We start from the raw sequence: 23787 nt of genomic DNA, 5'->3' as shown, positions 1-23787 counted from the left end.
CTACTGCTGACCCAACCCCGTTTTCGGTGGTCTGCACCGCTGTTTCGGAGCCCGGAAACCGACAGGCTCTTGAGCATGACGACGAGCCAGCTGCAGACCCGCGGCACCAGGGCGACCCGGGACAAATTTCTCGACGTGGTACGCGCCGGAGCGATCCTCGCGGTGGTCGCGCAGCACTGGACGATGCCGGTGCTTTCCTTCTCCGGCAACACTCTTGCCACCGGAAACGCCCTCGCGACGCCCGGCTGGTGGATCATCACCTGGGCCTCGCAGGTCATGCCCCTCGTCTTCTTCGCAGGCGGCGCGGCGAACCTGATCTCGTTGCGCCGCGCGGAATCCACCCGCGCCTGGTTCGCCGGACGCGTTCGCCGGCTGCTCGTTCCGGTGCTGCCGCTGATGGCGGTGTGGCTCGTCGTGCCGGATCTGTTGCGCGGCATGGGAGTTCCGCCGCAACCGGTCCAGGTGGCCAGCGCGATCGCCGCACAACTGCTCTGGTTCCTCTCGGTCTACCTGCTCACCGTGCTGCTCACGCCGCTGATGGTCGCCGCGCACCGCCGCTGGGGTCTCGCGGTTCCGGCGGTGCTGGCCGGACTGGGCGTTCTCGTTGACGTGGCACGGTTCTCCGACCTCGGGATGATCGGATACGCCAACGCCGTCATCGTCTGGGTCGCCGTGCACCAGCTCGGCTTCCACTACGTCGAAGGCCGCCTCGGCTCGCTCAGCCGCCGTGCCGCGCTGACCGTTTCCGCCGCCGGTTTCGGGGTGACGGCGCTGCTCGTCGCCTTCGGGCCGTACCCGGCGAGCATGATCGGCATGCCGGGCGCGCCGGTGTCCAACATGAGCCCGCCCACCGTCCTGCTGCTGTTCCTCGCGCTCGGCCAGATCGGGTTCCTGCTGGCGTTCCGCGAGAAGCTCGTCTCGCTCCCCCGCGTCACCGCGGCGCTCAGCTGGCTCAGCCCGCGGTTCATGTCGGTCTACCTCTGGCACATGCCGGCGCTGGTCGTGGTTTCCGGCGTGACCGTCCTCGGCCTCGGCTACTCGACGCCGACCCCGGGTTCGTCGATGTGGTTCCTGATGGTGCCCGCCTGGATCGCCGTGTGCGGCGCGGTGCTGCTGGGTCTGCTGCGCCTGTTCGAGCGCTTCGAAACGCAGCCGGACGGCCTGGTCGTGACCGCTCGGACGCCGCAGCTGGTGCTGGCGGGCCTGCTCGCCTCCGGCGGTCTACTGGGACTGGCCGCGCACGGGTTCGCCCCGCTCAACGACAACCTGCTGACCGGTCCGCTGCCCTGGGTGGCGCTGGTCGCGGCCGGATACGCACTGGCCGGGCGTCAGGTGTCGATGACGCGCAGCCGGGCTCTCGTGGCGGTCAAACGCTGAGGAGCTTCGCGGGCGTGTCGTGCAGCACCGCCCGCAGGAACGGCTCGCCAAGGCGATCGTCGGCTGCCCAGCCGGCGATCGCCTGCAGCTGTGTGGCGTAGGAGTAGGGGATGTTCGGGAAGTCGGTGCCGAGGACGACGCGGTCGGCCACCTCCGCCAACCGGACCGTCCAGTCCGGCGGCAGCGGCGACATCGCCTCCGCGAACGGCACGCCGACCATGGTGGTGTCGAGGTGCACTCGCGGGTAGCGCGCCATCAGCTCGAACGCGGTGGCGAACTGCGGCATCGCCGCGTGCGCGAGGACGGCGGTGAGCCGCGGATGCCGTCGCAGGACTTCCTCGAACACCTCGAGCCCGGTGAAATCGCCGCGCAACGGCCCGTGTCCACAGTGGATCACGACCGGCACGCCCGCTTCGGTGAGCGAACCCCACACCGGGTCGAGCAGCTCGTCCCGCGGGTCGTACGCCCCGACCTGCACGTGCGCCTTGAAACACCGGGCTCCGGCACGCAACGCATTGTCCACATAGGACGCCGCACTCGGCTCCGGGTAGAACGTGCCGGTGGGCACCGCTTCCGGCACCTGTTCGGCGAACTCCAGCACCCACGACGTGAGCCACTCCGCCATGCCCGGCTTGTGCGGGTACACCAGCGGCGCGAAGGCTTTCACGCCCAGCGCGCGCAACGTGTCGATCCGCTCCGCTTCCGGCGTGCGGTAGTGGATCGGCCACGGCGTGCCGTAGTGCTGCTCGGCGCGGTCGAAATACGCCCACACCTTGTCCAGCACGGGCTTCGGCAGGAAGTGGACGTGCAGGTCGACGATGCCGTCGAGGCCGAGCCCGGCGATCCAGCCCGGGACGTCGGCGTCGGTGGCCGGACCCGCCGTCACTCCGTGAACCGGCCCTTCAACGCCCGCCCCATCGCACGGCTGATGTCCTTCTGCGCGTCGCGCTTGGCAAGCGACTGCCGCTTGTCGTAGGCCTTCTTGCCCTTGGCCAGCGCGATCTCGACCTTGACCTTGCCGTCCTTGAAGTACATCGACAGCGGCACGAGCGACAGACCGCTTTCCTTGGTCTTGCCGATGAGCCGTTCGATCTCGCGCCGGTGCAGCAGCAGCTTCCGCGTGCGCCGCGGCATGTGGTTGGTCCAGGTGCCCTGGGTGTACTCCGGGATGTGGACGTTGCGCAGCCACACCTCGCCGTCGTCCACCGTCGCGAACGCGTCCACAAGGGAGGCTTTGCCTGCGCGCAGGCTCTTCACCTCGGTGCCCTGCAGCACCATCCCGGCCTCATAGGTGTCCAGGATGGAGTAGTCGTGCCGAGCCTTGCGGTTCGACGCGATGACCTTCTGTCCACGTTCCTTGGGCATACCGACCACTTTACGTGATGTGTCCGACGGCGAGCAGCGGATTTCTTTCCGCTAGTGCCGCACGTACAGGCGCAGCGTGACGTACCCGGTGATCGCCGAGATCACGATCGACACCGCGAGCAGGATCGGCGCGACCGGGAACAGCACCTCGAGCGTGGTGATCTGCGGGAACACTTCGCCGGTGAAGACCGTGTCGAGGAAGGACAGCTTCGTCAGAAGCAGGAACACCACCCCGAGCACGGCGCCGACCGTGCCGGCGACCACCGCCTCCAGGAGGAACGGCAGCTGGGTATACCACCGCGTCGCGCCCACCAGGCGCATGATGCCGACTTCCGTCCGCCTCGTGAACGCCGAAACCTGAATAGTGTTCGCGATCAGCAGCAAGGCGGCGACGGCCATGATGAGCGCCATCACGAACGCGATGTTCCGGACGCCGTTGAAGACGTTGAACACGCGGTCGAGGAACTTCTTCTGGTCGTCGACCTTCTTGACGCCGGGCTGGCCGGTGTACTGCTTGATGATCGCGTCGGACCGGTCCGGGTCCTTCAGCTTCACCTGCAGCGACGCGGGCAGCGCCTCGGGGCCGGTCAGCTCGAGCAGTTCGGGCTGGCTCGCGAAGATCTTCTTGAACCGGTCGTAGGCCTGGTCGCGGTTCTCGTACACGACCGATTCGACGCCGGGGTTGTTCTGCAGCGACTGGCGGAGCCCGGTGCAGAGCGCCTGCGTGCAGTTCTTGTCGTTCGCGCTCACGTCGTCGACCAGCGTGACCGAAACTTCGACTTCGGCGAGGAAGTTCGCCTTCATCTTGTCGATCGTGCGCACGGCGAGCAGACCGCCGCCGAGCATGGCGAGCGAGACCGCGGTGGTGAGGATCATCGCGATGGTCATCGTGACGTTCCGGCGCAAACCGGTGACGACCTCGCTGAAGACGAAACTGGCACGCATCGCTCTCGTAATTCCTTGGGTCGGGGCGGAAAAGGGCGGGGTGCGTCAGCGGCCGATGCCGTAGACGCCGCGGGCGTCGTCGCGGATCACGCGACCGAGCTGCAGCTCGACGACCCGCCGCCGCATCGAGTCCACGATGGAATGGTCGTGCGTGGCCATCAGCACCGTGGTGCCGGTGCGGTTGATCCGCTCCAGCAGCAGCATGATGTCCTGGCTGGTGTCCGGGTCGAGGTTCCCGGTGGGCTCGTCGGCGAGCAGCACGAGCGGCCGGTTCACGAACGCGCGGGCGATCGCGACGCGCTGCTGCTCGCCGCCGGAGAGCTCGTTGGGCAGCCGGTCGGCTTTGCCGTCGAGGCCGACGAGTTCGAGCACCTCGGGCACGACCTTGCGGATCGTGGGCCGCGGTTTCCCGATCACCTCGAGGGCGAACGCGACGTTTTCCGCGACGGTTTTGTTGGCCAGCAGCCGGAAGTCCTGGAACACGCAGCCGATGGTCTGGCGCAGGCGGGGGACCCTGCGCCGGGCGAGCTTGGCGACGTCGAAGTTCGACACCATGACCCGGCCCTTGGAAGGCACCTCTTCGCGCAGCAGCAGCCGCAGGAACGTCGACTTCCCGGAACCGGACGGGCCGATGAGGAAGACGAACTCACCCTTGTCGATCTCGACCGACACCCGTTCGAGGGCGGGACGGGTCGAGGTCTTATAGACCTTGGAAACCTCTTCGAGCCGGATCACGGTTCGGCATCCTACCCATGGGCCCCGTTAAGCCCGGGTTGCCGGTGCCTTGGGTGACCCGCGCCTCGTCCCGGCGCGGGTCGCCGCGGCGACGCGGATCAGGCCGCGTTCGCCTGCTTGCGCCAGCGGATCCCGGCCTCGAGGAAGCCGTCGATGTCGCCGTCGAGGACCGCGGTGGGGTTGCCGACCTCGAATTCGGTGCGCAGGTCCTTCACCATCTGGTACGGGTGCAGCACGTAGGAGCGCATCTGGTTGCCCCAGCTGGAGCCGCCGTCCTTGAGCGCGTCCATTTCGGCCCGTTCCTCCTCCTTTTTGCGCTGCAGCAGGCGCGCCTGGAGGACCTTCATCGCGGCCGCCTTGTTCTGCAGCTGCGATTTCTCGTTCTGGCAGGAGACGACGATGCCGGTCGGGATGTGGGTGAGGCGGACCGCGGAGTCGGTCGTGTTGACGCTCTGCCCGCCGGGGCCGGACGAGCGGTACACGTCGACGCGGATGTCCTTTTCCGGGATGTCGACGTGGTCGACTTCCTCGACCTCGGGCAGGACCTCGACGTGCGCGAAGGACGTCTGCCGGCGGCTCTGGTTGTCGAACGGCGAGATCCGCACGAGGCGGTGGGTGCCCTGTTCGACCGAGAGGGTGCCGTAGACGTACGGGGCGCTCACCTTGAAGGTGGCGGACTTGATGCCCGCTTCTTCGGCGTAGGAGATGTCGAAGACGTCCGTGGGGTAGCCGTGCCGCTCGGCCCAGCGCAAGTACATCCGGAGCAGCATCTCGGCGAAGTCCGCCGCGTCGACGCCGCCCGCTTCGGAGCGGATGTTGACGACGGCGTTGCGGGCGTCGTATTCGCCGGACAGCAGGGTGCGGACCTCGAGCGCGTCGATGTCCTTGGCGAGGTCGGCGAGGTCGCCCTCGGCCTCGGTCATGCTGCCGGTGTCGCCTTCGTCGGCGGCGAGCTCGTAGAGGACGCCGAGGTCGTCGAGGCGCTGCCGCAGTTCGGAGACGCGGCGCAGCTCGGCCTGCCGGTGGGACAGCTGGCTGGTGACCTGCTGGGCTTCCTCGACGTTGTCCCAGAGGGTCGGGCTGGACGCCTGTTCCTCGAGCTCGGCGACCTGCGCGCGCAGCGCTTCGAGGTCCATCACCGACTCGATCTGCGTCAGCTTGCCGGTCAGGTCCTTCAGTGCCGCATCGAACTCATCGCTCACGTCGGACAAGGTTACGGCAAAACCCACGACCGGTCGCGAACCGGTCGTGGGGCCGGGGCGGCGCTCAGGCCTGCGGGATCGAGTCGAGCAGCTTCAGGGCGGCCTTGGCCTGCGCCTGGGCGAACTCGGCGACTGCCTTGGCGTAGGGGCCGTCGGCGGTCTTGGCGGCGTTCTTGGCCTCTTCGAGCTGGGCCTGGTAGGTGGTGCGGGCGCTGTCGAGCAGGGCGCCGCGCTGCTTGGCCGTCAGGGAGCCGGCGTGCACGAGCCGCAGGATGAGCGGGCTGCGCAGGTGGTCGGGTCCGGCCTCGGACGTGAGCCACGTCTTGAAGGCCTTCTTGCCCGCCGCGGTGAGCACGTACTGCTGGCTCGAACGGGGCCCTTGCTTGCCGAGCCGGACGAGACCCTCTTTCGAGAGCGCCGGGAGCTCGCGGTAGACCTGGCTGCGGGTGACACTGAAGAAGGCGCCGAAGCGCTCGTCGGCGCCCGACACGAGCTGCCCGCCGGTGGCGGGACCGTCGTGGAGCAGACCGAGCAGAGCGGCGGCGGTTGCATTCAATTCGGACACCCCTCTACGGTCCCACTTATCCGCCGCTGTGTCCACAGTGGTCACCAATCAGTCCATTGTGGCCAGCGGCAACCCCTCTAACAGCCCAGTCCGCAGGTATGTCCACAATAGACTCTGCCACTCTGAGCAACCACCGCCGAAACGATCACCGCGCCGCAACCACCACCCGAGCGACGGCCAAATGGCGCACAAAAAAGCCGGGGCCCGTGCATCCGCACGAGCCCCGGCTTTCGTTCCACGTAGCGGGGACAGGATTTGAACCTGCGACCTCTGGGTTATGAGCCCAGCGAGCTACCGAGCTGCTCCACCCCGCGTCGTTGTAAAAACAACTCTACACCCCCGAAAAACCCCTCCGACACCACCCCCACAAAACCCCCTCACCAGCAAAAACACCCCACCCCACCCCCCCCCAGGCAGATCAACCTCGCCCAAAGACCAAACCCCAGACCCGCAAGCCAGCCGCCCAGAACTCCACAGGTTTAGACCTCTACTCGCGTCCGGTGTAGAGAGTCAAAAACCGTTGGGAGCATTGGAATATTCCACACAGCCAACACACAACCCCCGCAACGAGGAAAGTCATGGTGCTTCCGACGGCAATCGTTGCCTTTTCGCAGACCCCTCGGAGCACCACGCACCAACCGCAAGCCACCCACCCAACGCAACCCAACACGGGGGTCCAGGGGGCGTGCCCCCTGGCGGGGGCCTGGGGGTTCGACCCCCAGAGCAATGACGAAAGAGACCCGCCCTCGCGCTTTCTGCGAGGACGGGTCTCTTGTCTCTGTAGCGGGGACAGGATTTGAACCTGCGACCTCTGGGTTATGAGCCCAGCGAGCTACCGAGCTGCTCCACCCCGCGTCGTAGGACCTACCTTACGCCCTGGTTTCGAGCGGGCGCAAAGCAGGTGCCTATTACGTAACCGAGGTCACCCGCCGGGCTGGGAGGTCGGCCCGTTGGACGGCGGCGGCGTGGTGGGTTTGGCGGAGTTGTACTCCTTGGTCGCCGCGTCGAGCGCGGCGAGCGCCGCGCCTTGGTCGGCGAAGTTGCCGGATTGCTGTGCTGCCTTGAGCTTGGCGAGCGCGGCTTGGATGTCGGCGACTGCCTTGTCCATGGCCGGGTTGCTGCCGCCGGTGCTGGGCGGCGGCGCGGCCGTGCTGGACGTCGGCGGGGTCGTCGTGGTGCCGGGGTCGCCTTCCTTCGGCGTGGTGGCTGCCGCGCCGGTGCCCTTGCCGAAGACTTGGTCGAGTGCCTCGTTGAGGGTGGACGCGAAGCCGATCTTGGCTCCGTAGGAGACGAGCACGCGCGCCAGCTGCGGGTAGCTCAGCTGGTTTCGCTGGCGGATGTAGACGGGTTCGACGTACAGGAATCCGTCCGCGACCGGCAGCGTGATCAGGTTGCCGTAAATGGGAATGACGTTGGGGTTGTTCAGCAATGTCCGGTCTTGGGCGACGCGGGGGTCGCTCTGGAACCGGTTTTGCACCTGGACGGGCCCGTCTACCTGGTTGGCACCGCTGGCCGGGGGTAGTCGCAGCACGCGGATGGTGCCGTAGTCCTCCGGATCGGACGAGATGGACATCCAGGCGGAAAGGTATTGCCGTTGCAGACCGGTGAGCGCACTGGTCAGCTGGAACGTCGGCCTGCCTTCGCCCGCCGCGTTGGCGAGGACGTAGTACCCGGGCTGGTTGGCGACGTTCGCGCCGGCCGTGGTGGAGCTGCCGTCCTCGGTCGGGTCCTGCGGGACGCTCCAGAACGCCTGCTGCGCGTAGAACTCCTGCGGGCTGTCGACGTGGTAGCGGGCGAGCAGTTCGCGCTGGATCTTGAACAGGTCCTCGGGGTAGCGGAAGTGCGAGCGCAGTTCCGGCGAGATCTCCGAGCTGGGCTTGACCGTGCCGGGGAAGACCTTCTCCCACGCCTTGAGGACGGGTTCGTTGTCGTCGATCGAGTACAGGTTGACGGTGCCGTCGAACGCGTCGACGGTCGCCTTCACCGAGTTGCGGATGTAGTTGATCGAGTTGTTCGCCTGTTTGGTGACGCCGTTGAGCGAGTCGTTGGTCGCTTCGCCGAGTTGCGTCTGCTGGGCGTACGGGTAGTTGTCGAGCGTGGTGTAACCGTCGACGATCCACTGGATGCGGCCGTTGACCACCGCGGGGTACGGGTCGCCGTCGAGGGTGAGCCACGGGGCCACCTTCGCGACGCGGTCGCGCGGTTCGCGGTTGTACATGATCTTCGAGCCGTCGCCGATGGCGTCGGAGAAGAGGATCTTCGGTTCGCGGTATTCGGCGGCGAACATCAGCCGGTTGAACCAGTTGTCGAGCGAGACGCCGCCCTTGCCCTGGTAGAGGTAGCCGCGCTGGGCGTCGGTGTCGTACTCGCCGGGGGCCTTGCCCGGCGTGCCGCCGACGATCGCGTAGTCGGACTGGTTGGTGAGCTCGCCGTAGTAGATCCGCGGCTGGTCGACCTTGATGCCCGGCTGGCCGTTGACCGAGCCCGCGCCGGTGGGGTTGCTCGTGTCGCTCGTGGTGGCGATCGGGTAGCCGCCGTCGGAGTTCGAATCCTTCACCGCACGGTCGATCGTGTTCGCCGGCGCGGCCACGAAGCCGTTGCCGTGCGTGTAGACCATGTGCTTGTTGATCCAGTTGTTCTGGTTCCCGGTGAGCCCGTCGGTCTTCATTTCCTTGGCGGCCACGATGTAGTCCTGCGTGGTGCCGCCGATGGTGTACCGGTCGATGTCCAGCTTGGACGGGAAGCCGTAGAAGTTCTCGCGGCCGACGCGCTGGGTGAAGGTGTCGCTGAGGATGTTCGGGTCGAGCAGCCGGATGTTGGACACCGTGCCGGTGTCGGCTTTCACCGCGTCCGCCGTGGTTTCGGTCTTGCCCGGGTACTGCTCGTATTTCACGTTGGTGAGGCCGTACGCCGCGCGCGTCGCGTCCATGTTGCGCTGGATCGACGTCGCTTCCTTCTCGTTCGCGTTCGGCTTGACCGAGAACTGGTCGAGAATCGCCGGCCAGGCGACGCCGACCAGCACGCCGGACAGGATCAGCAGCACCAGCGAAATCGCCGGCAGCTGCAGATTCCGCAGGAACGCGCCCGCGAAGAAGGCGATCGCGCAGATCACCGAAATGCACAGCAGGATCAGCTTCGCCGGGAGCACCGCGTTGAGGTCGGTGTAGGTGGCGCCGTTGAACAGCGGCATGTTCCGGTCGGACAGCAGCAGGTTGTACCGGTCGAAGAAGTACTCGACCGCCTTCAGCAGCACGAAAAGCCCGACGGTGATGGCGAGCTGCGCACGCGTCGGCCCGGCCAGCTGGCCGCCGCGGCCGGCGAGCCGGATGCCGCCGAAGATGTAGTGCGCGATCAGCGCGCCGAAGAACGAGACGACGACGGTGACGAACAGCCAGCCGAGCAGCCAGTTCACGAACGGCAGCGAGAAGGCGTAGAAGCCGAGGTCGATGCCGAACTCGGGATCTTTCTGCCCGAACGAGGTGCCGTTGAGGAACAGCTGGATCGTCTGCCAGTCCCCGCTCGCCGAGGCTCCCGAGATGACGCCGGTGAGCACCGGGATGCCGATGCCGAACAGCCGGATCCGGCTGACGATCACCGAGCGGTAGCGCGACAGCGGATCGTCGCGGCCGGACACCGGCACGAACACCGGGCGCGTGCGGTAGGCGATGAGCAGGCTGACCGCCAGCGCCCCGCCGACCAGCAGCCCCACCGCGAGGAAGAGCACGATGCGGGTGACCACCTGCGTGGTGAACACCGACCGCGCCTGCAGTTCGCCGAACCACAGCCAGTCCACGTAAGTGTCGAGCAACCGGACGCCGGCCAGCAGGGCCAGCACGATCACCGCGGCGATGATGAGAAGGATCCGGCTGCGCCGGGACAGCTTCAGGCTCACCGGGGGCCGAGTCGCCACGGCAATGCTCCTGTCTTCGTGAACACGTTCTCCGGGGACAGCGGTGTCCCCCGTGACCTCTAACTCTACGGATGGTGCCGCGAGTTCCCGGGACCGCCCAAACCGGGCACGCGCGGCGCGTCGCGGGGACGCCTGACACGATGGTCGCCATGCCACCGAGTGAGCCGTCTGCCGCCCACCCTGTCGCCGGGCTGGCCCGGGAAGTCGAAGAGTTCGTCGCCGCCGCCGGCTGGAACCAGCCGCCGCAGTTGTTCGCGCTGGTGCCGACCGCGGCACTGCTGGACGAACAGCCCGAACTGGCCGGTCAGCTCGACCGGGCGAACCCGCTGACGCCGGTGGCCCAGGAGGCGCTGCCGGACGGCGATCTCGCCGAATCGCTCGGCCGGATCGCGTGGCCGGAGATCGTGGTCGGCTGCGCGCTGGCGCAAGAGATCATCGTGCTGCCGCCGGACGTGGAGGCGGAACTCGAAGGCATCGCCGAGGCGGACGCCGAAAGCCTCCGCCGCGCCGCCGCGGACCACCCGCGCCGCACCGAGGCCCGTCTGGTGGCCGCCGTCCTGAGAGAAGGCGAGGCGGCTTGCGTGATGCGGCTGCGCGGCATCCAGCCGGGCAACGAGGACGAGAACGCGGTCGACGAACTGGTGGAAAGCCCGGACCTCGCGCCGAACCTGGTCGAAGCGCTCAAGACGACCCTGCAGCCCTGATCCTTCCTGACGACAAAGGGCCCGTTGATGGTTTCAACGGGCCCTTTTCGTGTCGCTGGGTCAGCAGTGCACGGTCGGGCGACCGGCCTTCAGGTTCTCCAGCTGCTTGAGCGCGTCGTCGAGGTTGGACACCTTGATGAGGTTGAGCCCTTCCGGCGCGGCCGATTTGGCCTCGGCGCAGTTGTGCTCGGGGACGAGGAAGTCGGTCGCGCCCGCTTCCTTCGCGCCGACGACCTTGAACGAGATGCCGCCGATCGGACCGACCTGGCCGGTCTCGCTGATCTCGCCGGTGCCCGCGATGTGCCTGCCGCCCGCGAGGTCGCTGCCCGGTTTCCCGGGCGGGGTGAGCCGGTCGATGATCGCGAGGGTGAACATCAGCCCGGCCGACGGGCCGCCGACGTCCTGCAGCGAGATGTCGACGGAGAACGGCGCGACCGCGCGGTCGACGGCGGTCAGGCCGAGGAAGCCCTGGGTACGGTCGTCGCGGTGGGCGAGCGTGACCGGCACGGTGCGTTCCGGCTGGCCGAGGTGCTGGAAGGTGACCTGGACGGTGTCGCCCGGCTTGGTGTTGACGATCGAGGCGGCGACCTCGCCGGCCTCGCGCACCTGCTTGCCGTTGACCGCGACGAGCTTGTCGCCGGGGGCGAGGATGTGGTCGGCCGGGCTGCCGGACACGATCTGCTTCGCGACGACCTGCACCGGGTAGCCGAGGTGGCGCAGCGCGGCGACCTGGGCGTTGCTTTGCGAGTTCTGCAGCTGCTGGATGTTCTCCTGCTTGACCTGCTCGTTCGTTTCGCCCGGCTTGTAGTACTCCTCGCGCGGCGCGAGCGCGTAGCGGCCGCTGGCCCAGAGGCCGAGCGCGGTGAAGAGGTTGATGCCGTCGTTGAGCGAGACGGTGGTCATCCGCAGTTCGCCGCTGGTGCCGTAGGTCTGCTGCCCCTTGACCTGGATCACCGGGTTGCCCGCGGCGTCGCGGCCGAGGGTGTCGTAGGTGGGCCCGGGGCTGATCGCGACATACGGCACCTGGACCAGGAACCCGGCCACGACGAACACCAGGAACAGCACGCCGCTGACCAGCATCGTCCATCCGCGGCGGGTCATCCGCCGGTCGCTGCGGCCCGGCGCGCGCGACGGCTCGGCGCGGCGGGACTGGTTCGCGGTGTCCTCGTCCGGTTTTGTCACGAGCGACAGCGTACGGTGACTGTGTTCGCTTCCCGGTGAAGGCCACGGTTGACGCGCTGAGCCGGGTCGCACCCGCGTACGGTGGAGCTATGAGCAATCCCCCGTTCGGCTTCGGACCGCCCGATCCCGACAAGCGAGGCGACAACGACCCCTCGAACCCGGGCCAGCCCGGCGGAGCCGAGGCGTTCAACCAGCTCGGGCAGATGCTGAGCCAGCTGGGCCAGATGCTGAGCCAGGCGGGCTCGTCGAGCGGGCCGGTCAACTACGACCTGGCGAAGCAGATCGCACTCCAGAACCTGAGCGGGCGGGACGACGCCAAGATCGGCTTCTCGTCCGAAGGCGGCGACTCCGCCACTGCCGTGCGCGACGCCGCGCACCTGGCGGAACTGTGGCTCGACGCGGCGACGATCCTCCCCGCGGGCGCGACCTCGACGGTCTCGTGGTCCGCGCGCACCTGGGTCGAGAAGACGCTGCCGACCTGGCAGCGACTGTGCGATCCGGTGGCGCAGCAGGTGTCCGGCGCGTGGATGCAGGCGCTGCCCGAGGAAGCCAAGCAGGCGGCGGGCCCGCTGCTGTCGATGATGGGCCAGATGGGCGGAATGGCCTTCGGCTCCCAGCTCGGCAACGCGCTGGCGCAGCTCGCGCAGGAAGTGCTCACCTCGACCGAGGTCGGCCTGCCGCTCGGCGAGGCCACCACGTCGGCGTTGCTCCCGGCGAACATCGAGAAGTTCACTGAAGGCTTGGAGCTGCCCGCCAGCGAGGTACTGGTGTTCCTGGCCGCGCGCGAGGCCGCGCACCAGCGCCTGTTCGCGCACATCCCGTGGCTGCGGCAGCGCCTGCTGGCGACGGTCGAGGAGTTCGCCCGCGGGATCACCGTGGACACCTCCGCACTCGAGTCGCTGGCCGGAAGCATCGACCCGGCGAACCCGGCGAGCATCGAGGAAGCGATGTCGTCCGGCCTGCTGGAACCGCAAACCACGCCAGAGCAGCAGGCGGCCCTGAAGCGTCTGGAAACCCTGCTGGCCCTGGTGGAAGGCTGGGTGGACGTAGTGGTGGCCGAGGCCATCGGCGACCGTCTCCCGGGAGCCGAGGCCCTGCGCGAAACCCTGCGCCGCCGCCGCGCGACCGGCGGCCCGGCCGAGCAGACCTTCGCCACCTTGGTGGGCCTCGAACTGCGCCCGCGCCGGATGCGCGCCGCGTCGTCCCTGTGGAAGCTAGTCGGAGACCGCCACGGCCTCGAAAAGCGCGACGGCCTCTGGTCGCACCCCGACCTCATGCCGACCGCCGACGACCTCGACGAGCCCCTGGACTTCGCCGACCGGATGTCCGAACCGCCGTCTCTCGCCGCTGACCTGGACCCGATCGCGGAACTGGAACGCACGGAGAAGGCGGAACGGGAGGCCCGCGAGGCTGGCGAGGCCAAGGGCGCCGGTTCCTCCGACTCGTCCGACGCCGCGGACAAGGGCGACGAGACTCCGAAGGACGAGGGCAACTCGCCTTCCTAAGGCTTCCCGTCTGGGGTCGCCTTACGCCCCGGCCACACTGCCGTTAAGCGCGGACCGTCTCACTCAGTTGAGACGGTCCGCGCTGCGTTTGTCCCGCCAGCGCTCCGCTCTTGCCGCGACCTCCGCCTCTCACCACGGGTTCTGCCCACCGCGTGATCACGAGTACCGCCACGCCGCCACACGAAGAACTCCGCGACGCTTCCGCCGCACCGCCTGGCCACCAACCCCGCCACGCTGCCCGCCAGTCCCACCAACCTGACTCGTCACCGGGCCTGCCGCACCCTCATCACCGGTTCCGCCACGCCGCCACGCCACGGTTCCGCCCCCCATCTCCTCACACGGTCCGCCGCCACCATCGATCAAGCCAGTCCAGCGCCCACGGACTACTCACCCAGCCACCCTCCTACCCCTCACTCCCCCACACCTGGTTGCAGGTCACTCCCCCACACCTGGTCGCAGGCCCCTCCGCCGACGCCCTCGGCCACGCACCACCCCTCCAAGACCCAGCCGCGGCCAGCCACCGACTCAGTCCTCCTCCGAAATCCCCCACCCAGCCGCCGCCGAAAGCCCCTCCAGATACCCCATCGCCCGTTCCGTCTTCGGATACCGGTTCACCAGCGCCCAGAACGCCGGGTCGTGCCCCGGCTCCCGCAGGTGCGCCAGCTCGTGGACCAGCACGTAGTCCAGCACCCATTGCGGCACCTTCTGGAGCCGTTCGCTGACCCGGATGGTGGCGTCCACCGGCGTGCACGACGCCCACCTGGTGCGCATCGGCGGCACCCACCGGACGCTCGCCGGCAACGCCTTCCCGTCCAGGTACTTCGCCCCGAGCACCGCGCAGCGCGCCAGCAGCGCCGCGTCCGACGTCTTGGGCGGCGCTGTCTTCCGTCCTCCCGGGCGCAGCAGCCTGCGCTCCATCTCCGCGACCCAGTGTTTCTCTTCTTCGCGCGTCATCCGTGCCGGGATGAGGACGACCAGGGTGTCGTCATTCCAGTACGCGGTGACCGTCCGGTGCCTGCGCTGGCTGCGCCGCACCTCGACCTTGTGTTGAGAAGTGTCCGACGGGGCCTTCTCGCCCCTGCCTCTCAGGGAGGACATCCGTGCTTCGACCACTCGACAACGGTAAGGCTCAGCACCGACAACTTGGAGCGCCGAAAGGTCACAGCCCTGACTTGTCCACAACTAGATTTCCCTGTGGACAACTCAGCTTCTCACCCACGAGTGGCGTTCCGGAGCTGCCAAGCTGACCGCATGACCCTGTCCAGTGTTCCGCCGCCGGACGTGCTCCTCCCGGCGTACCCGACGTTGCTTCCGGGCCTCCACGTGCTCGAACGCGACGACAACGAGATCCAGTTCGGCCTCGACCGCCGCCACGGCATCATCGCCAACGGCCTGCCCCCGGCGATCGTCGACAGCGTCCGCAGGCTCGACGGACGGCGTGGCCTCGAGGACGTCCTGCTCGCTGTAGGCGAACACCGGGACCAGTTCCATCTGCTGCTGAAACAGCTGTCCGCGCTCGGGTTGGTCACCGAAGCGGCGAAGAAGGAGGCGAAACGGGTCGAGACCGGCTTGTGGTCGCTGCGTGCCCGGCACTACCAGCCAGCCCTCACGGATCGTCGCTGGCAGAGCCTCATCGCGGTCCACGGCAGCGGACGGATCGCCGTGGCAGTCGCCGCGCTGCTCGCGACGTCCGGAGTCGGGCACCTCGACATCCGTGCGTCCGGCACGGTCTCCGAAGCCGATCTCGGTTCCGGGTTCACCCCCGCTGAGCTGGGCCAACCCAGGCAACGCGCGATACGGAACGTCGTCGCCCGGGTCGCGCCCGACGTCACCACCGCTCGCAACCAGCGCCGCCTCCCCGACCTCGTGCTGCTCACCGACACCCTCGTCCCGCCGCCGGAGGAGGTGGCCGAGCTGGTCGATTCGGGCACCACACACCTGCCGGTCCGGGTGTGCGAGGGCACGGGCATCGTCGGACCGCTCGTGGTGCCTGGCCGCAGCGCCTGCCTCCGCTGCTGTGACCTGCACCGGACCGACGCTGATCTGTCGTGGCCGAGGATCGCGACGCAGCTGGTAAGCCGGATACCCAGGGCTGATCTCGGTGCTGTGCAGGCGTGCGCCTCGCTCGCCGTCGCCCAAGCGATGCGGCTGCTGTCGCCGAGCGAAACCCCGCCGCCGGCCTGGAACGCCACGCTCGAGATCGACAACTTCGACGGAAAACTCCACCGCCGGATCTGGGAACCGCACCCGGACTGCGGCTGCGGTGCGCCAGTTCCCGTCGAGGACGCTCTCGAAGCGGCGGAGGAGGCTTCCGAGGAGGTGCTGCAAGAGACGTAGGACACACCTGGGTGCCGTCAGCGGGCTGCGAGCGTCGTGCTTGCCAAGGCAGAATCGCAGAGTGACCGACTTTCGCGACCGCGCCGGAGACCGCGATTCCGCCATGCCGCGCCGCGGCGCTGCCCGTACTGCGAAGCTGGCGAGCCTTCCGCTCGGCATCGCCGGACGAGCGGTGGGCGGCTGGGGCAAGCGGCTGGCGGGACAGAGCGCTGAGCAGGTGAGCGCGACGCTCTCGGCCAAGGCCGCTGAGCAGCTGTTCGAGGTGCTGGGCACGCTCAAGGGCGGCGCGATGAAGTTCGGGCAGGCGCTGAGCGTGTTCGAGGCCGCGGTGCCGGACGACATGGCGCAGCCGTACCGGGAAGCGCTCACGAAGCTGCAGTCGGCCGCTCCGCCGATGCCAGCCAGGCAAACCCACCGCGTGCTCGCCGAGCAGCTGGGCCGGTCGTGGGTGGGCCGGTTCTCGCACTTCGACGACGAGCCCGCCGCCGCGGCGAGCATCGGCCAGGTGCACCGCGCGACCTGGCACGACGGTCGCGAGGTCGCGGTCAAGGTCCAGTACCCGGGCGCGGACGAGGCGCTGCGCAGCGACCTGCGCCAGCTGCAACGCTTCAGCAGGCTGTTCCAGGCTTTCATCCCGGGCACCGACGTGAAACCGCTGCTCACGGAGCTGGCCGAGCGGATGGACGAGGAGCTCGACTACCTCGCCGAGGCCGACAACCAGCGCGCGTTCGCGAAGGCGTTCGAGGGCGACCCTGAATTCCTGATCCCGCGCGTCGTGGCGAGCGCGCCGAAGGTCGTGGTCAGCGAGTGGGCCACCGGCACGCCGCTGGCCAAGATCATCTCGGACGGCGACCCGGCCACCCGCAACCTGGCCGGTCGGCTGCTCGCGGAGTTCCACTACTCGTCGCCGGCGCGGGCGCATCTGCTGCACTCCGACCCGCACCCCGGCAACTTCATGTTGACCGGCGACGGCAGGCTGTGCGTGATCGACTTCGGCGGCGTCGCGAAACTGCCGCACGGAATTCCGCGCCACCTGGGCGAAATCACGCGGCTCGCCCTGGACGGCCACTCCGACGAACTGATGCGACTGCTGCGCGAGAACCGTTTCGTGCGGGCGGATTCGTCGCTGGAAGCGGACGAGGTCCTGGCCTATCTCGCGCCGTTCACCGAGCCGCTGGCCGAGCCGACGTTCCACTTCACGCGCCGCTGGATGCAGCGACAGGCGGGCCGCGTCGGCGACTCGCGCGGCAACGACTTCCACGTCGGCCGCTCGCTGAACCTGCCGCCGGAGTACCTGATGATCCACCGGGTCACCGCCGGCTCGACGGGCATCCTCTGCCAGCTCGACGCCGAGATCCCCGCTCGCGGCATCGTCGAACGGTGGCAGCCCGGGTTCGCCGCCTGAGTTATCCACAAGGCGGGGCGACAACACCGAGTTGTCCACAGATTGCGCAGGGTGGTTTCGCGGAGTTGATCAAGGCGTCATTCTCGATGTATGACGACTACAACAAGCACTGACTCCCTCGCTTTCGGTGATCTGGTTTCCCACGGCGTACTCCACAGACGGCACCTGCGCGTCGCGGGAATTTCCGACCGAAGAGCCGCACAGCTCTCCGGCCCGGGCGGGCCGTGGCGGCAGGTGTATTCCGGCGTATATCTCGTGCACGACAAACCTCCGAGCCGAGAAGAGCTCCTGCACGCAGCCGTCGCCCGGTACGGACGTGGAACCATCATCACCGGCACGGATGCGTTGTGCGCACACGGAATCAGCCATCCGCGGACTCCGGAGATCCATCTTTTGGTGCCCCACAACCGAAGGCCGGCCAACGAACCGAGCGTCATCACCTACCGCACCGCACGAATGCCCAAAGCAATCCAGATCGACGGCCTGCCCTACGCAAGCGCCGCCCGCGCCGCCCTCGACCTGGCCCGGAGGGAGAACGATCCAGACGAGATCGCGAGGCTGGTGTCGCTGCCGCTGTATTGGGGCTTGGCCGACCGCGCCGAGCTGACGACCGAATTGAACACCGGAAACCAGCGCGGTTCAGCCGCCGTACGCAATGTCCTGCGCAACCTCGACGACCAAGAAACCTTCGCGCACGGGCAAGCACTCCGGGTCCTTCAACGAACCCCGCTGCCCACCCCGCAATGGAACGTCGCAGTCTGCGACCGCCGCGGCCGCCGCCTCGGCACCGCAGACGCTTGGTGGGACGAGATCGGCTTGGCCTGGCGCTACCGCACCGCCGCGGGCCCAGAAGACTTCAGCCACCTGGCTTTAGCCGCGACCGGCACCGTGCTGTTTCGGTGCACCCCACGCCAACTCCGGGAATCCCCGGAGGAGATGAGCACAGAACTCCTCAACGCCTACCGCCACGCGGCGCGCACGCCCCGCCCGAAAGTACGCGCCGTCTACAAGACAGGAAATGCCGCATGACCCGAACCTGACGCCCGAACACGTACGCCGATTACCGGTACTCGGCAGGATGCCTCGCCTCAGCGCTCCGAACAGGTTGCGCGCGACCCGGGCACGAACGCTCGTCAAGCGATCCGCCCCCCAGACCGGATCGCACACACGGTCCAGTCACCAGTACTCGTCGGGCAGCTTGCCTTCGATGTCCCGGACGTGGTTGCGCGCGCAGTCCGGACAGAGCCAGCGCTGTTGCCCATTTTCCTTGGTGCTCACCCAGGCCAAGGTCGCGAGCGGATCGGTTTCGGCGGAGCGTGCCCGGCCGCACCGCGAGCACGTGGGGTCAGGCGCGGTCACGGTCGGCGTCCGTGGTGCACGGTGCGGGCGCCAAGCAGGTAGAGGTCGCGGCGATGGCCGAGGTAGTGGGCGCTGTCCGGATCGAGAAGGGACGCCAGCGTCGCGCGGTCTTCCTCGGAGAGATAGTCGGCACCGTGCGTTGCGAGACGGGAAAGGTGGTGGTGCACATAGTCGGCGAGACCGTCCGGGCCAGGTGCGGGGTGGTCCACGAGCGCGCTGAACGAGCTGACGTCAGCGAGTCCGGCGCGTTCGAGCGCGAGCGGCCAGCCGTAGGGCATCGGCACGGCGCCGTCGATGCCCTCGCGCATTCCAACGAACCATTCCGCCTGCGCGGCCTGCAACCGGTCCTCCAGACCGGGCCGTCCGAGCCCTAGATCCCAAGGGAGGCAAGAAAAAGACAACCCACCCTCAGCCAGTGCGACAACGCCGCCAGCCCGCGCGACCGCGGTAAGCGTGCCGATTGCGGCCTGCTGGTCCGGAAGATGATGCACGACGCGCGATGCCCATACGAGATCCGCGGCAGGCAACAAGTCGGGCAGGGCACCGTCGGCGACGTCGGCGACTACCGCACGAACCTCGATGGTCGGCGCGGTGCCCTCGGCTGTCAGTGCGCGGCCTTCGACAGTCGGGGCAGTGTCCCCAGCTTTCGGGGCGATGCGATCCCCTGTCGAGGCGGTGCCCTCGGCTGTCGATGCGATGTCGCCGATGGCCGAAGCGCTGTCCTCGGCTGTCGGTGCGGTGTCCCCGGATGCCGGAGCGAGGCCCTCGACCGGCGGCGCGGTGTCCTCGGCCGCTGCGAGATGGCCGTTCGATGGATCGGCGTTGCCGTCGGGCACGCGGCCGTTGCGCGTCTGCGTTGAGCCGTCCCTGCGGTTGGCATGCGCGGCATCAGCAGCGGCGCGTACGGCGCGCTCGGCCTCGTGGAGCAATTCGGGTGTCGCGTCGACCAGGATGATCGTGCCGCCGCCTTGGGCGGCCAGGGCTTGGGCGAAGTGGGTGCTCATCCCACCGGCTCCGCAGCCGAGGTCGATCACCGTCGGGTTGGCGGGGAGTTTCGCCACCAGACGCGCGGCGATGGCGGCGTGGGCGGGAGCGTCGAGAGTGTCGGCTGCGCGGAGGAGAACCAGCCGGTCAGCCCAGTCGATGTGGTCGTGCGTATGTCCGGACACGGGGTCATTGAACACCGGTCCGCGCGCGAGAACGAGCCTGGACTGTCCCCCGACGGACCTTCCAGGCTCGTTTCAGCGAAGGGATCGTGGCGGAACCGGTCGCACGTGGCGGGTCGCCTGATCACCCAACTGCTGGGTGATCAGGCGACAAGAACCTGCGCAGCCCGGCCTGAGGCAGGGCAGCCGGAATCGGCGAGGTCGGCGTCCGGGCGACCGGGGCCCGGACGAAGGCGGACCGCCGAGGCTCCCGGAAGCGGGCACCGGAGCTCCCGGACGAAGGCGGACCGCCAAGGCTCCCGGAAGCGGACACCGGGGCACCCAGACGAAGGCAGGCCGCCGAGGCTCCCGGAAGCGGACACCGGGGCACCCGGACGAAGGCAGACCACCGAGGCTCCCGGAAGCGAGCACCCGGGCTCACGGACGAAGGCGGACCACCGGGGCTCCCGGAAGCGGGCACCGGAGCTCCCGGACAAAGCGGGATGCCGGGGCTCGCGAATGGAGGCGGGCACCAGGGTTCCCGGACATGGCGGCGCGCCGGGGCGCCCGCATGAAGACGAAGCTCCGGCACGAAGCGGCCGGTCAGGCAAGGAGCCGGGCCGAGACCCGGCCCTGCCTGACCAGGCCGTCCGTATTAATTGGGTGGTTGGTAACGCTCCGCGCGGCTGGCCGCCCAGCGGGCTACCCGCGACCAGCGGCGCGCGGCTCGCGCTTGGCGCCACGGGCGTTGGGCTTCGTGTTCGGTTATCAGGTCGCGTATTCGCGCTCGGGACAGTTCTTCGTGAAGCAACATCTTCGTGGTCTCCTGAGACTTGTTCTGCTTGGGTTTCGGCTGAACGCGGACCGGTTTTCCGGTGCGGGCCTCGAAATCGCGCGTGGTGATGAGGTCGACGGTCATGCGGCTGCGCTCCGTGCTGCTGCGGCGGGTTCGAGGGCGGCGTTCTTGCGCGGACGGCCACGGGGCCGCTTGCGTGCGATCACCGCGCCGCGCTCGAAGATCTCTCCTCCCCAGACACCCCACGGCTCACGCCGGGCGAGTGCACCCGCGAGGCAGGCCTCGCGGACCGGGCAGGCGGCGCAGAACGCCTTGGCCCGCTCGAGTTCCGCGGGCGATTCGGCGAACCAGAGGTCCGCGTCTCGCGAGCGGCAGGGGAGTTCCGGCTCGGCGACCCCTTCGAGCAGGTCGCCGATGTCGAACCCTTCGGCTAAGGGGCCCTCGGCGAGGGCGATGGCGGATGACATTTCCGTGCTCCTTTGCGATGCGGTGGTGGTGTGGCGGTGGGCGATCGAACTGGACAACTTGTTCCTTCTTGTTGTGCAGCCAAAAAAACACGAAGGCCGCGGATCCGGTTACCGGTTCCGCGGCCTTCGTGAGCCTTGAGTCCTGACGTCAGGTCAGGAACTTCGCTCCCGTATCGACAACGGAACACGGAACTGCTTGATGGTCGGCAGATCGACATCAACCTGCGGGTACGCGGCAACAACGGCGGCGCTCGCGAGAGTGATGCCGACCGGGGCCCCGTTGCGCTCGATGCGACGCAATCCGTCGACGTGACGACGCGTTCCGTCGATGTGCGCGAACGTGGACACACCGGTGCCCTGGCGCGGGGCGTCAACGGTCATGCAGAGAGACAGACCGGTGCCAGGGTTCGTCTGCATCAGATTGCTGATCATTTCACCGGCACCGCCTTTCTCTCTCGGACTGCGCCGCTCGAAGCGGCAGCCGTCGTGTGTTCTTCCCCAGACCGGGCTCTCGCCCGGGTGCCTACGCAGGTTATGCGCCCCGGCGCAACCGGGGCAACTTATTTTCCCAAATCTCTGCCGAAAAGCTGAAGATCGCCTCCGAGCTGCAGGTTCGCCGCATCGATCACCGCGAAGACGCGGTCAAGATCGCATCGACGACCGGACCACGTCGAGCACCTCGGCGCCGAACCGCTCGAGCTTCGTCGCGCCGATCCCGGAGATCGACACCAGCGCGCCGTCGTCGGTCGGCCGTTGTTCGGCGATCGCCATCAGCGTCGCGTCAGTGAACACGACGAACGCCGGGACCTTCAGCTCCCGCGAACGCTCCCCGCGCCACGTCTTCAGCTTCTCCAGCAGATCCTCATCCACTGTGGACGGGCACTTCCCGCACCGGCCGAGCTTGACCTCCATGGTCTGCACCAGCGGACCGCCGCACAGCCGGCAGCGGGCGACATTCGACCCCGGCTTCGCCGTCTGCTGCGATCGGGCGATACGCGCTGCCGGGTGGTCCTCCGGGATCAGCCCGTACAGGAACCGCGAGCGGCGCCGGTTGCGTCCCCTGCCCTGTCCGCGCGACAGCGACCACGACAGCGACAGGTGCTCCCGAGCCCGCGTGACGCCGACGTAGAACAGCCGTCGTTCCTCTTCGATCGCGGCGTCGTCGCCGTCCGCGTGCAAGATCGGCATCGTGCCCTCGGACAGCCCGACGAGGAACACCGCGTCCCACTCGAGCCCCTTCGCCGCGTGCAGCGAGGCGAGCGTGACGCCCTCGACGGTCGGCGGATGCTGCGCCGCCGCGCGCTGTTCGAGCTCCGCGACGAAGCGCGGCAAATCCGCGTCCTCGACCGCCGCCGCCAGCTCCTCGGCCAGCTCCACCAGCGCGAGCAGCGCGTCCCAGCGCTCCTTCGCCGCTCCGCCCGACGGCGGCTGCTCGGTGAGCCCGACCCGCGCGAGCACCGAGCGCACCGCGGTGACCAGCTCCAGCGAGGTCGGCTCCATCGACGCCGTGCGCAGCGCCGCCATCGCCTGCCGCACCTCGGTGCGCTGGAAGAACCGCTCGCCGCCGCGGACCAGGTACGGGATCCCGGCTTCGGTGAGCGCCTGCTCATACGCCTCGGACTGCGCGTTCACCCGGAACAGGATCGCGATCTCGCTCGCCGGCACGTCCGCGTCGAGCAGTTCGCGGACCCGCCGCGCGACCGCGCTGGCCTCGGCGGCCTCGTCCTCGTACTCGGCGAACCGCGGGTCCGGCCCCTCCGGACGCTGCCCAATGAGCTTCAGCCGCGACCCGGCCGGACGTCCGCGCGCGGCGCCGATCACGCGGTTCGCGAGCGCGACGACCTGCGGGGTGGACCGGTAGTCGCGTTCGAGACGCACGACGGTCGCTTCCGGGAACCGCCGTGTGAACTCCAGCAGCGACTTCGGCGAGGCGCCGCCGAAGGAGTAGATGGTCTGGTTGGCGTCGCCGACGACGGTGAGGTCGTCGCGGCCGCCGAGCCACGCGTCGAGCAGCCGCTGCTGCAGCGGCGTGACGTCCTGGTACTCGTCGACCACGAAGCAGCGGTACCGGTCGCGGAACTCGGCCGCGACCGCCTCGTGCCGTTCCAGCACCGCGGTGGTCTGCAGGAGCAGGTCGTCGAAGTCGAGGACCTGCGCGTTCGTCTTCAGCTCCTCGTACCAGCGGTAGACCTCGGCGACCTGGGCGACCGGCGCGGGGGTGTCGCGCTGCATCCGCGCGGCGACCGTCGGGTAGTCGTCCGGCGAGACGAGCGACGCCTTGCTCCACTCGATCTCGCTCGCGAGGTCGCGCAGCACCTCGGTCTCGGTGCTCAGCCGGACGCGCTGGGCGGCCTGGGCGACGAGCCGGAACTTGTTGTCGATCAGGTCCCACGGCCGGTCGCCCACGACGCGCGGCCAGAAGTAGCGGAGCTGACGGCGGGCGGCGGCGTGGAACGTCAGCGCCTGCGCCGCGTCGACCCCGAGGCCGCGCAGCCGGGTGCGCATCTCCCCCGCGGCGCGCGTCGTGAAGGTGACGGCCAGTACCTGCCCGGCCGCGACATGGCCCGATCGGACCAGGTGGGCAATGCGGTGCGTGATCGTCCGGGTCTTTCCGGTGCCCGCGCCGGCGAGGACGCACACCGGGCCGCGGGGGGCCGCCGCGGCGGCGCGCTGCTCGGGATCAAGCCCGTCGAGCAGGCTCGCGCGGCTCTGCCGGCTCTGGGGAGACGATGCGATGGCCACCCCGCGATCCTCGCAGAGGGGGCCGACGGATTCCCGGCCGGACACG

At 68.7% G+C, this 23787-nt stretch carries 21 protein-coding genes and 2 tRNA genes; 6 read left to right on the top strand and 17 right to left on the bottom strand.

Going from position 1 to position 23787, the window contains the following annotated elements:
* Positions 1–75 precede the first annotated feature (75 nt).
* Complete coding sequence (locus EIZ45_RS12680) at positions 76–1377, top strand: acyltransferase (protein ID WP_134663400.1); 1302 nt, start codon at positions 76–78, stop codon at positions 1375–1377.
* Here the strand turns inward: EIZ45_RS12680 and EIZ45_RS12675 are convergent.
* The 9 genes from EIZ45_RS12675 to EIZ45_RS12635 all read right to left on the bottom strand — a co-directional run bounded on the left by EIZ45_RS12675 (position 1367) and on the right by EIZ45_RS12635 (position 10081).
* Positions 1367–2263, bottom strand: a complete 897-nt coding sequence (locus EIZ45_RS12675; RefSeq protein ID WP_134663401.1) for an amidohydrolase family protein — start codon at positions 2261–2263, stop codon at positions 1367–1369. The genes EIZ45_RS12680 and EIZ45_RS12675 overlap by 11 nt on opposite strands.
* Entirely contained in the window at positions 2260–2742 is a 483-nt protein-coding gene (gene smpB / locus EIZ45_RS12670; protein WP_037818295.1) for an SsrA-binding protein SmpB, read from the bottom strand. Before smpB ends, EIZ45_RS12675 begins: the two co-directional genes overlap by 4 nt.
* A 51-nt stretch (positions 2743–2793) precedes the next feature.
* Positions 2794–3687 (bottom strand): permease-like cell division protein FtsX, encoded by an 894-nt coding sequence (ftsX, locus tag EIZ45_RS12665; protein ID WP_037818294.1) that lies wholly within the window; start codon positions 3685–3687, stop codon positions 2794–2796.
* Between the two features lie 45 nt (positions 3688–3732).
* Positions 3733–4422: a cell division ATP-binding protein FtsE gene (gene ftsE / locus EIZ45_RS12660; RefSeq protein ID WP_009073292.1), complete on the bottom strand. Its 690-nt coding sequence runs from the start codon at positions 4420–4422 to the stop codon at positions 3733–3735.
* Positions 4423–4520: 98 nt separating this feature from the next.
* Positions 4521–5624 carry a peptide chain release factor 2 gene (prfB, locus tag EIZ45_RS12655; protein WP_037818293.1) on the bottom strand — a complete coding sequence of 368 codons (1104 nt, stop codon included), beginning with the start codon at positions 5622–5624 and terminating at the stop codon, positions 4521–4523.
* 64 nt (positions 5625–5688) lie between these two features.
* The gene (locus tag EIZ45_RS12650; RefSeq protein ID WP_043832318.1) at positions 5689–6189 is read right to left on the bottom strand and encodes a PadR family transcriptional regulator; all 501 of its coding nucleotides are present in this window, start codon (positions 6187–6189) and stop codon (positions 5689–5691) included.
* Positions 6190–6429: 240 nt separating this feature from the next.
* A tRNA-Met gene (locus tag EIZ45_RS12645) sits at positions 6430–6503 on the bottom strand.
* Positions 6504–6970: 467 nt separating this feature from the next.
* Positions 6971–7044: transfer RNA gene (locus tag EIZ45_RS12640), tRNA-Met, on the bottom strand.
* Positions 7045–7111: 67 nt separating this feature from the next.
* Positions 7112–10081, bottom strand: a complete 2970-nt coding sequence (locus EIZ45_RS12635) for a UPF0182 family protein (protein WP_205670304.1) — start codon at positions 10079–10081, stop codon at positions 7112–7114.
* Positions 10082–10248: 167 nt separating this feature from the next.
* Between EIZ45_RS12635 and EIZ45_RS12630 the strand changes: the two genes are divergently transcribed.
* The gene (locus tag EIZ45_RS12630; protein WP_134669693.1) at positions 10249–10803 is read left to right on the top strand and encodes a PPA1309 family protein; all 555 of its coding nucleotides are present in this window, start codon (positions 10249–10251) and stop codon (positions 10801–10803) included.
* Positions 10804–10863: 60 nt separating this feature from the next.
* Here EIZ45_RS12630 and EIZ45_RS12625 read toward each other — a convergent pair whose 3' ends face one another.
* On the bottom strand, positions 10864–11883 hold the full coding sequence (locus EIZ45_RS12625; protein ID WP_134669767.1) for a PDZ domain-containing protein: 1020 nt from the start codon (positions 11881–11883) through the stop codon (positions 10864–10866).
* 191 nt (positions 11884–12074) lie between these two features.
* Here EIZ45_RS12625 and EIZ45_RS12620 point away from each other — a divergent pair, with 191 nt between their 5' ends.
* On the top strand, positions 12075–13490 hold the full coding sequence (locus tag EIZ45_RS12620; RefSeq protein WP_134669695.1) for a zinc-dependent metalloprotease: 1416 nt from the start codon (positions 12075–12077) through the stop codon (positions 13488–13490).
* A gap of 525 nt (positions 13491–14015) precedes the next feature.
* Here EIZ45_RS12620 and EIZ45_RS12615 read toward each other — a convergent pair.
* Positions 14016–14525 (bottom strand): M48 family metallopeptidase, encoded by a 510-nt coding sequence (locus EIZ45_RS12615; protein ID WP_037818287.1) that lies wholly within the window; start codon positions 14523–14525, stop codon positions 14016–14018.
* Positions 14526–14741: 216 nt separating this feature from the next.
* Between EIZ45_RS12615 and EIZ45_RS12610 the strand changes: the two genes are divergently transcribed.
* The 3 genes from EIZ45_RS12610 to EIZ45_RS12600 all read left to right on the top strand — a co-directional run bounded on the left by EIZ45_RS12610 (position 14742) and on the right by EIZ45_RS12600 (position 18261).
* Complete coding sequence (locus tag EIZ45_RS12610) at positions 14742–15827, top strand: ThiF family adenylyltransferase (protein ID WP_167756427.1); 1086 nt, start codon at positions 14742–14744, stop codon at positions 15825–15827.
* A 61-nt stretch (positions 15828–15888) separates the two neighbouring features.
* Positions 15889–17232 carry an AarF/ABC1/UbiB kinase family protein gene (locus tag EIZ45_RS12605; RefSeq protein WP_134669699.1) on the top strand — a complete coding sequence of 448 codons (1344 nt, stop codon included), beginning with the start codon at positions 15889–15891 and terminating at the stop codon, positions 17230–17232.
* 90 nt (positions 17233–17322) lie between these two features.
* Positions 17323–18261: a hypothetical protein gene (locus EIZ45_RS12600; protein WP_134669701.1), complete on the top strand. Its 939-nt coding sequence runs from the start codon at positions 17323–17325 to the stop codon at positions 18259–18261.
* A gap of 147 nt (positions 18262–18408) precedes the next feature.
* Here the strand turns inward: EIZ45_RS12600 and EIZ45_RS12595 are convergent, their stop codons facing one another.
* The 6 genes from EIZ45_RS12595 to EIZ45_RS12570 all read right to left on the bottom strand — a co-directional run bounded on the left by EIZ45_RS12595 (position 18409) and on the right by EIZ45_RS12570 (position 23741).
* Positions 18409–18591 carry a hypothetical protein gene (locus tag EIZ45_RS12595; protein ID WP_134669703.1) on the bottom strand — a complete coding sequence of 61 codons (183 nt, stop codon included), beginning with the start codon at positions 18589–18591 and terminating at the stop codon, positions 18409–18411.
* On the bottom strand, positions 18588–19760 hold the full coding sequence (locus tag EIZ45_RS12590) for a methyltransferase domain-containing protein (protein ID WP_134669704.1): 1173 nt from the start codon (positions 19758–19760) through the stop codon (positions 18588–18590). The genes EIZ45_RS12595 and EIZ45_RS12590 overlap by 4 nt, the downstream gene beginning before the upstream one ends.
* 631 nt (positions 19761–20391) lie before the next feature.
* The gene (locus EIZ45_RS12585; protein ID WP_037818283.1) at positions 20392–20655 is read right to left on the bottom strand and encodes a hypothetical protein; all 264 of its coding nucleotides are present in this window, start codon (positions 20653–20655) and stop codon (positions 20392–20394) included.
* Entirely contained in the window at positions 20652–20999 is a 348-nt protein-coding gene (locus EIZ45_RS12580) for a WhiB family transcriptional regulator (protein WP_037818282.1), read from the bottom strand. The genes EIZ45_RS12585 and EIZ45_RS12580 overlap by 4 nt, the downstream gene beginning before the upstream one ends.
* Before the next feature lie 153 nt (positions 21000–21152).
* Positions 21153–21431 (bottom strand): hypothetical protein, encoded by a 279-nt coding sequence (locus EIZ45_RS12575; RefSeq protein WP_134669706.1) that lies wholly within the window; start codon positions 21429–21431, stop codon positions 21153–21155.
* A 210-nt stretch (positions 21432–21641) separates the two neighbouring features.
* Positions 21642–23741, bottom strand: coding sequence for an ATP-dependent DNA helicase UvrD2 (locus EIZ45_RS12570; RefSeq protein ID WP_134669708.1), 2100 nt, complete (start codon positions 23739–23741; stop codon positions 21642–21644).
* Between the last annotated feature and the right edge of the window lie 46 nt (positions 23742–23787).

Origin of the sequence: Amycolatopsis sp. CFH S0740 (assembly GCF_004522315.1) — a bacterium.
GTDB classification, from domain to species: Bacteria; Actinomycetota; Actinomycetes; order Mycobacteriales; family Pseudonocardiaceae; genus Amycolatopsis; species Amycolatopsis nivea.
Note: the sequence above shows the minus strand (reverse complement) of the source record. Positions and strands in the feature narration are given on the sequence as shown.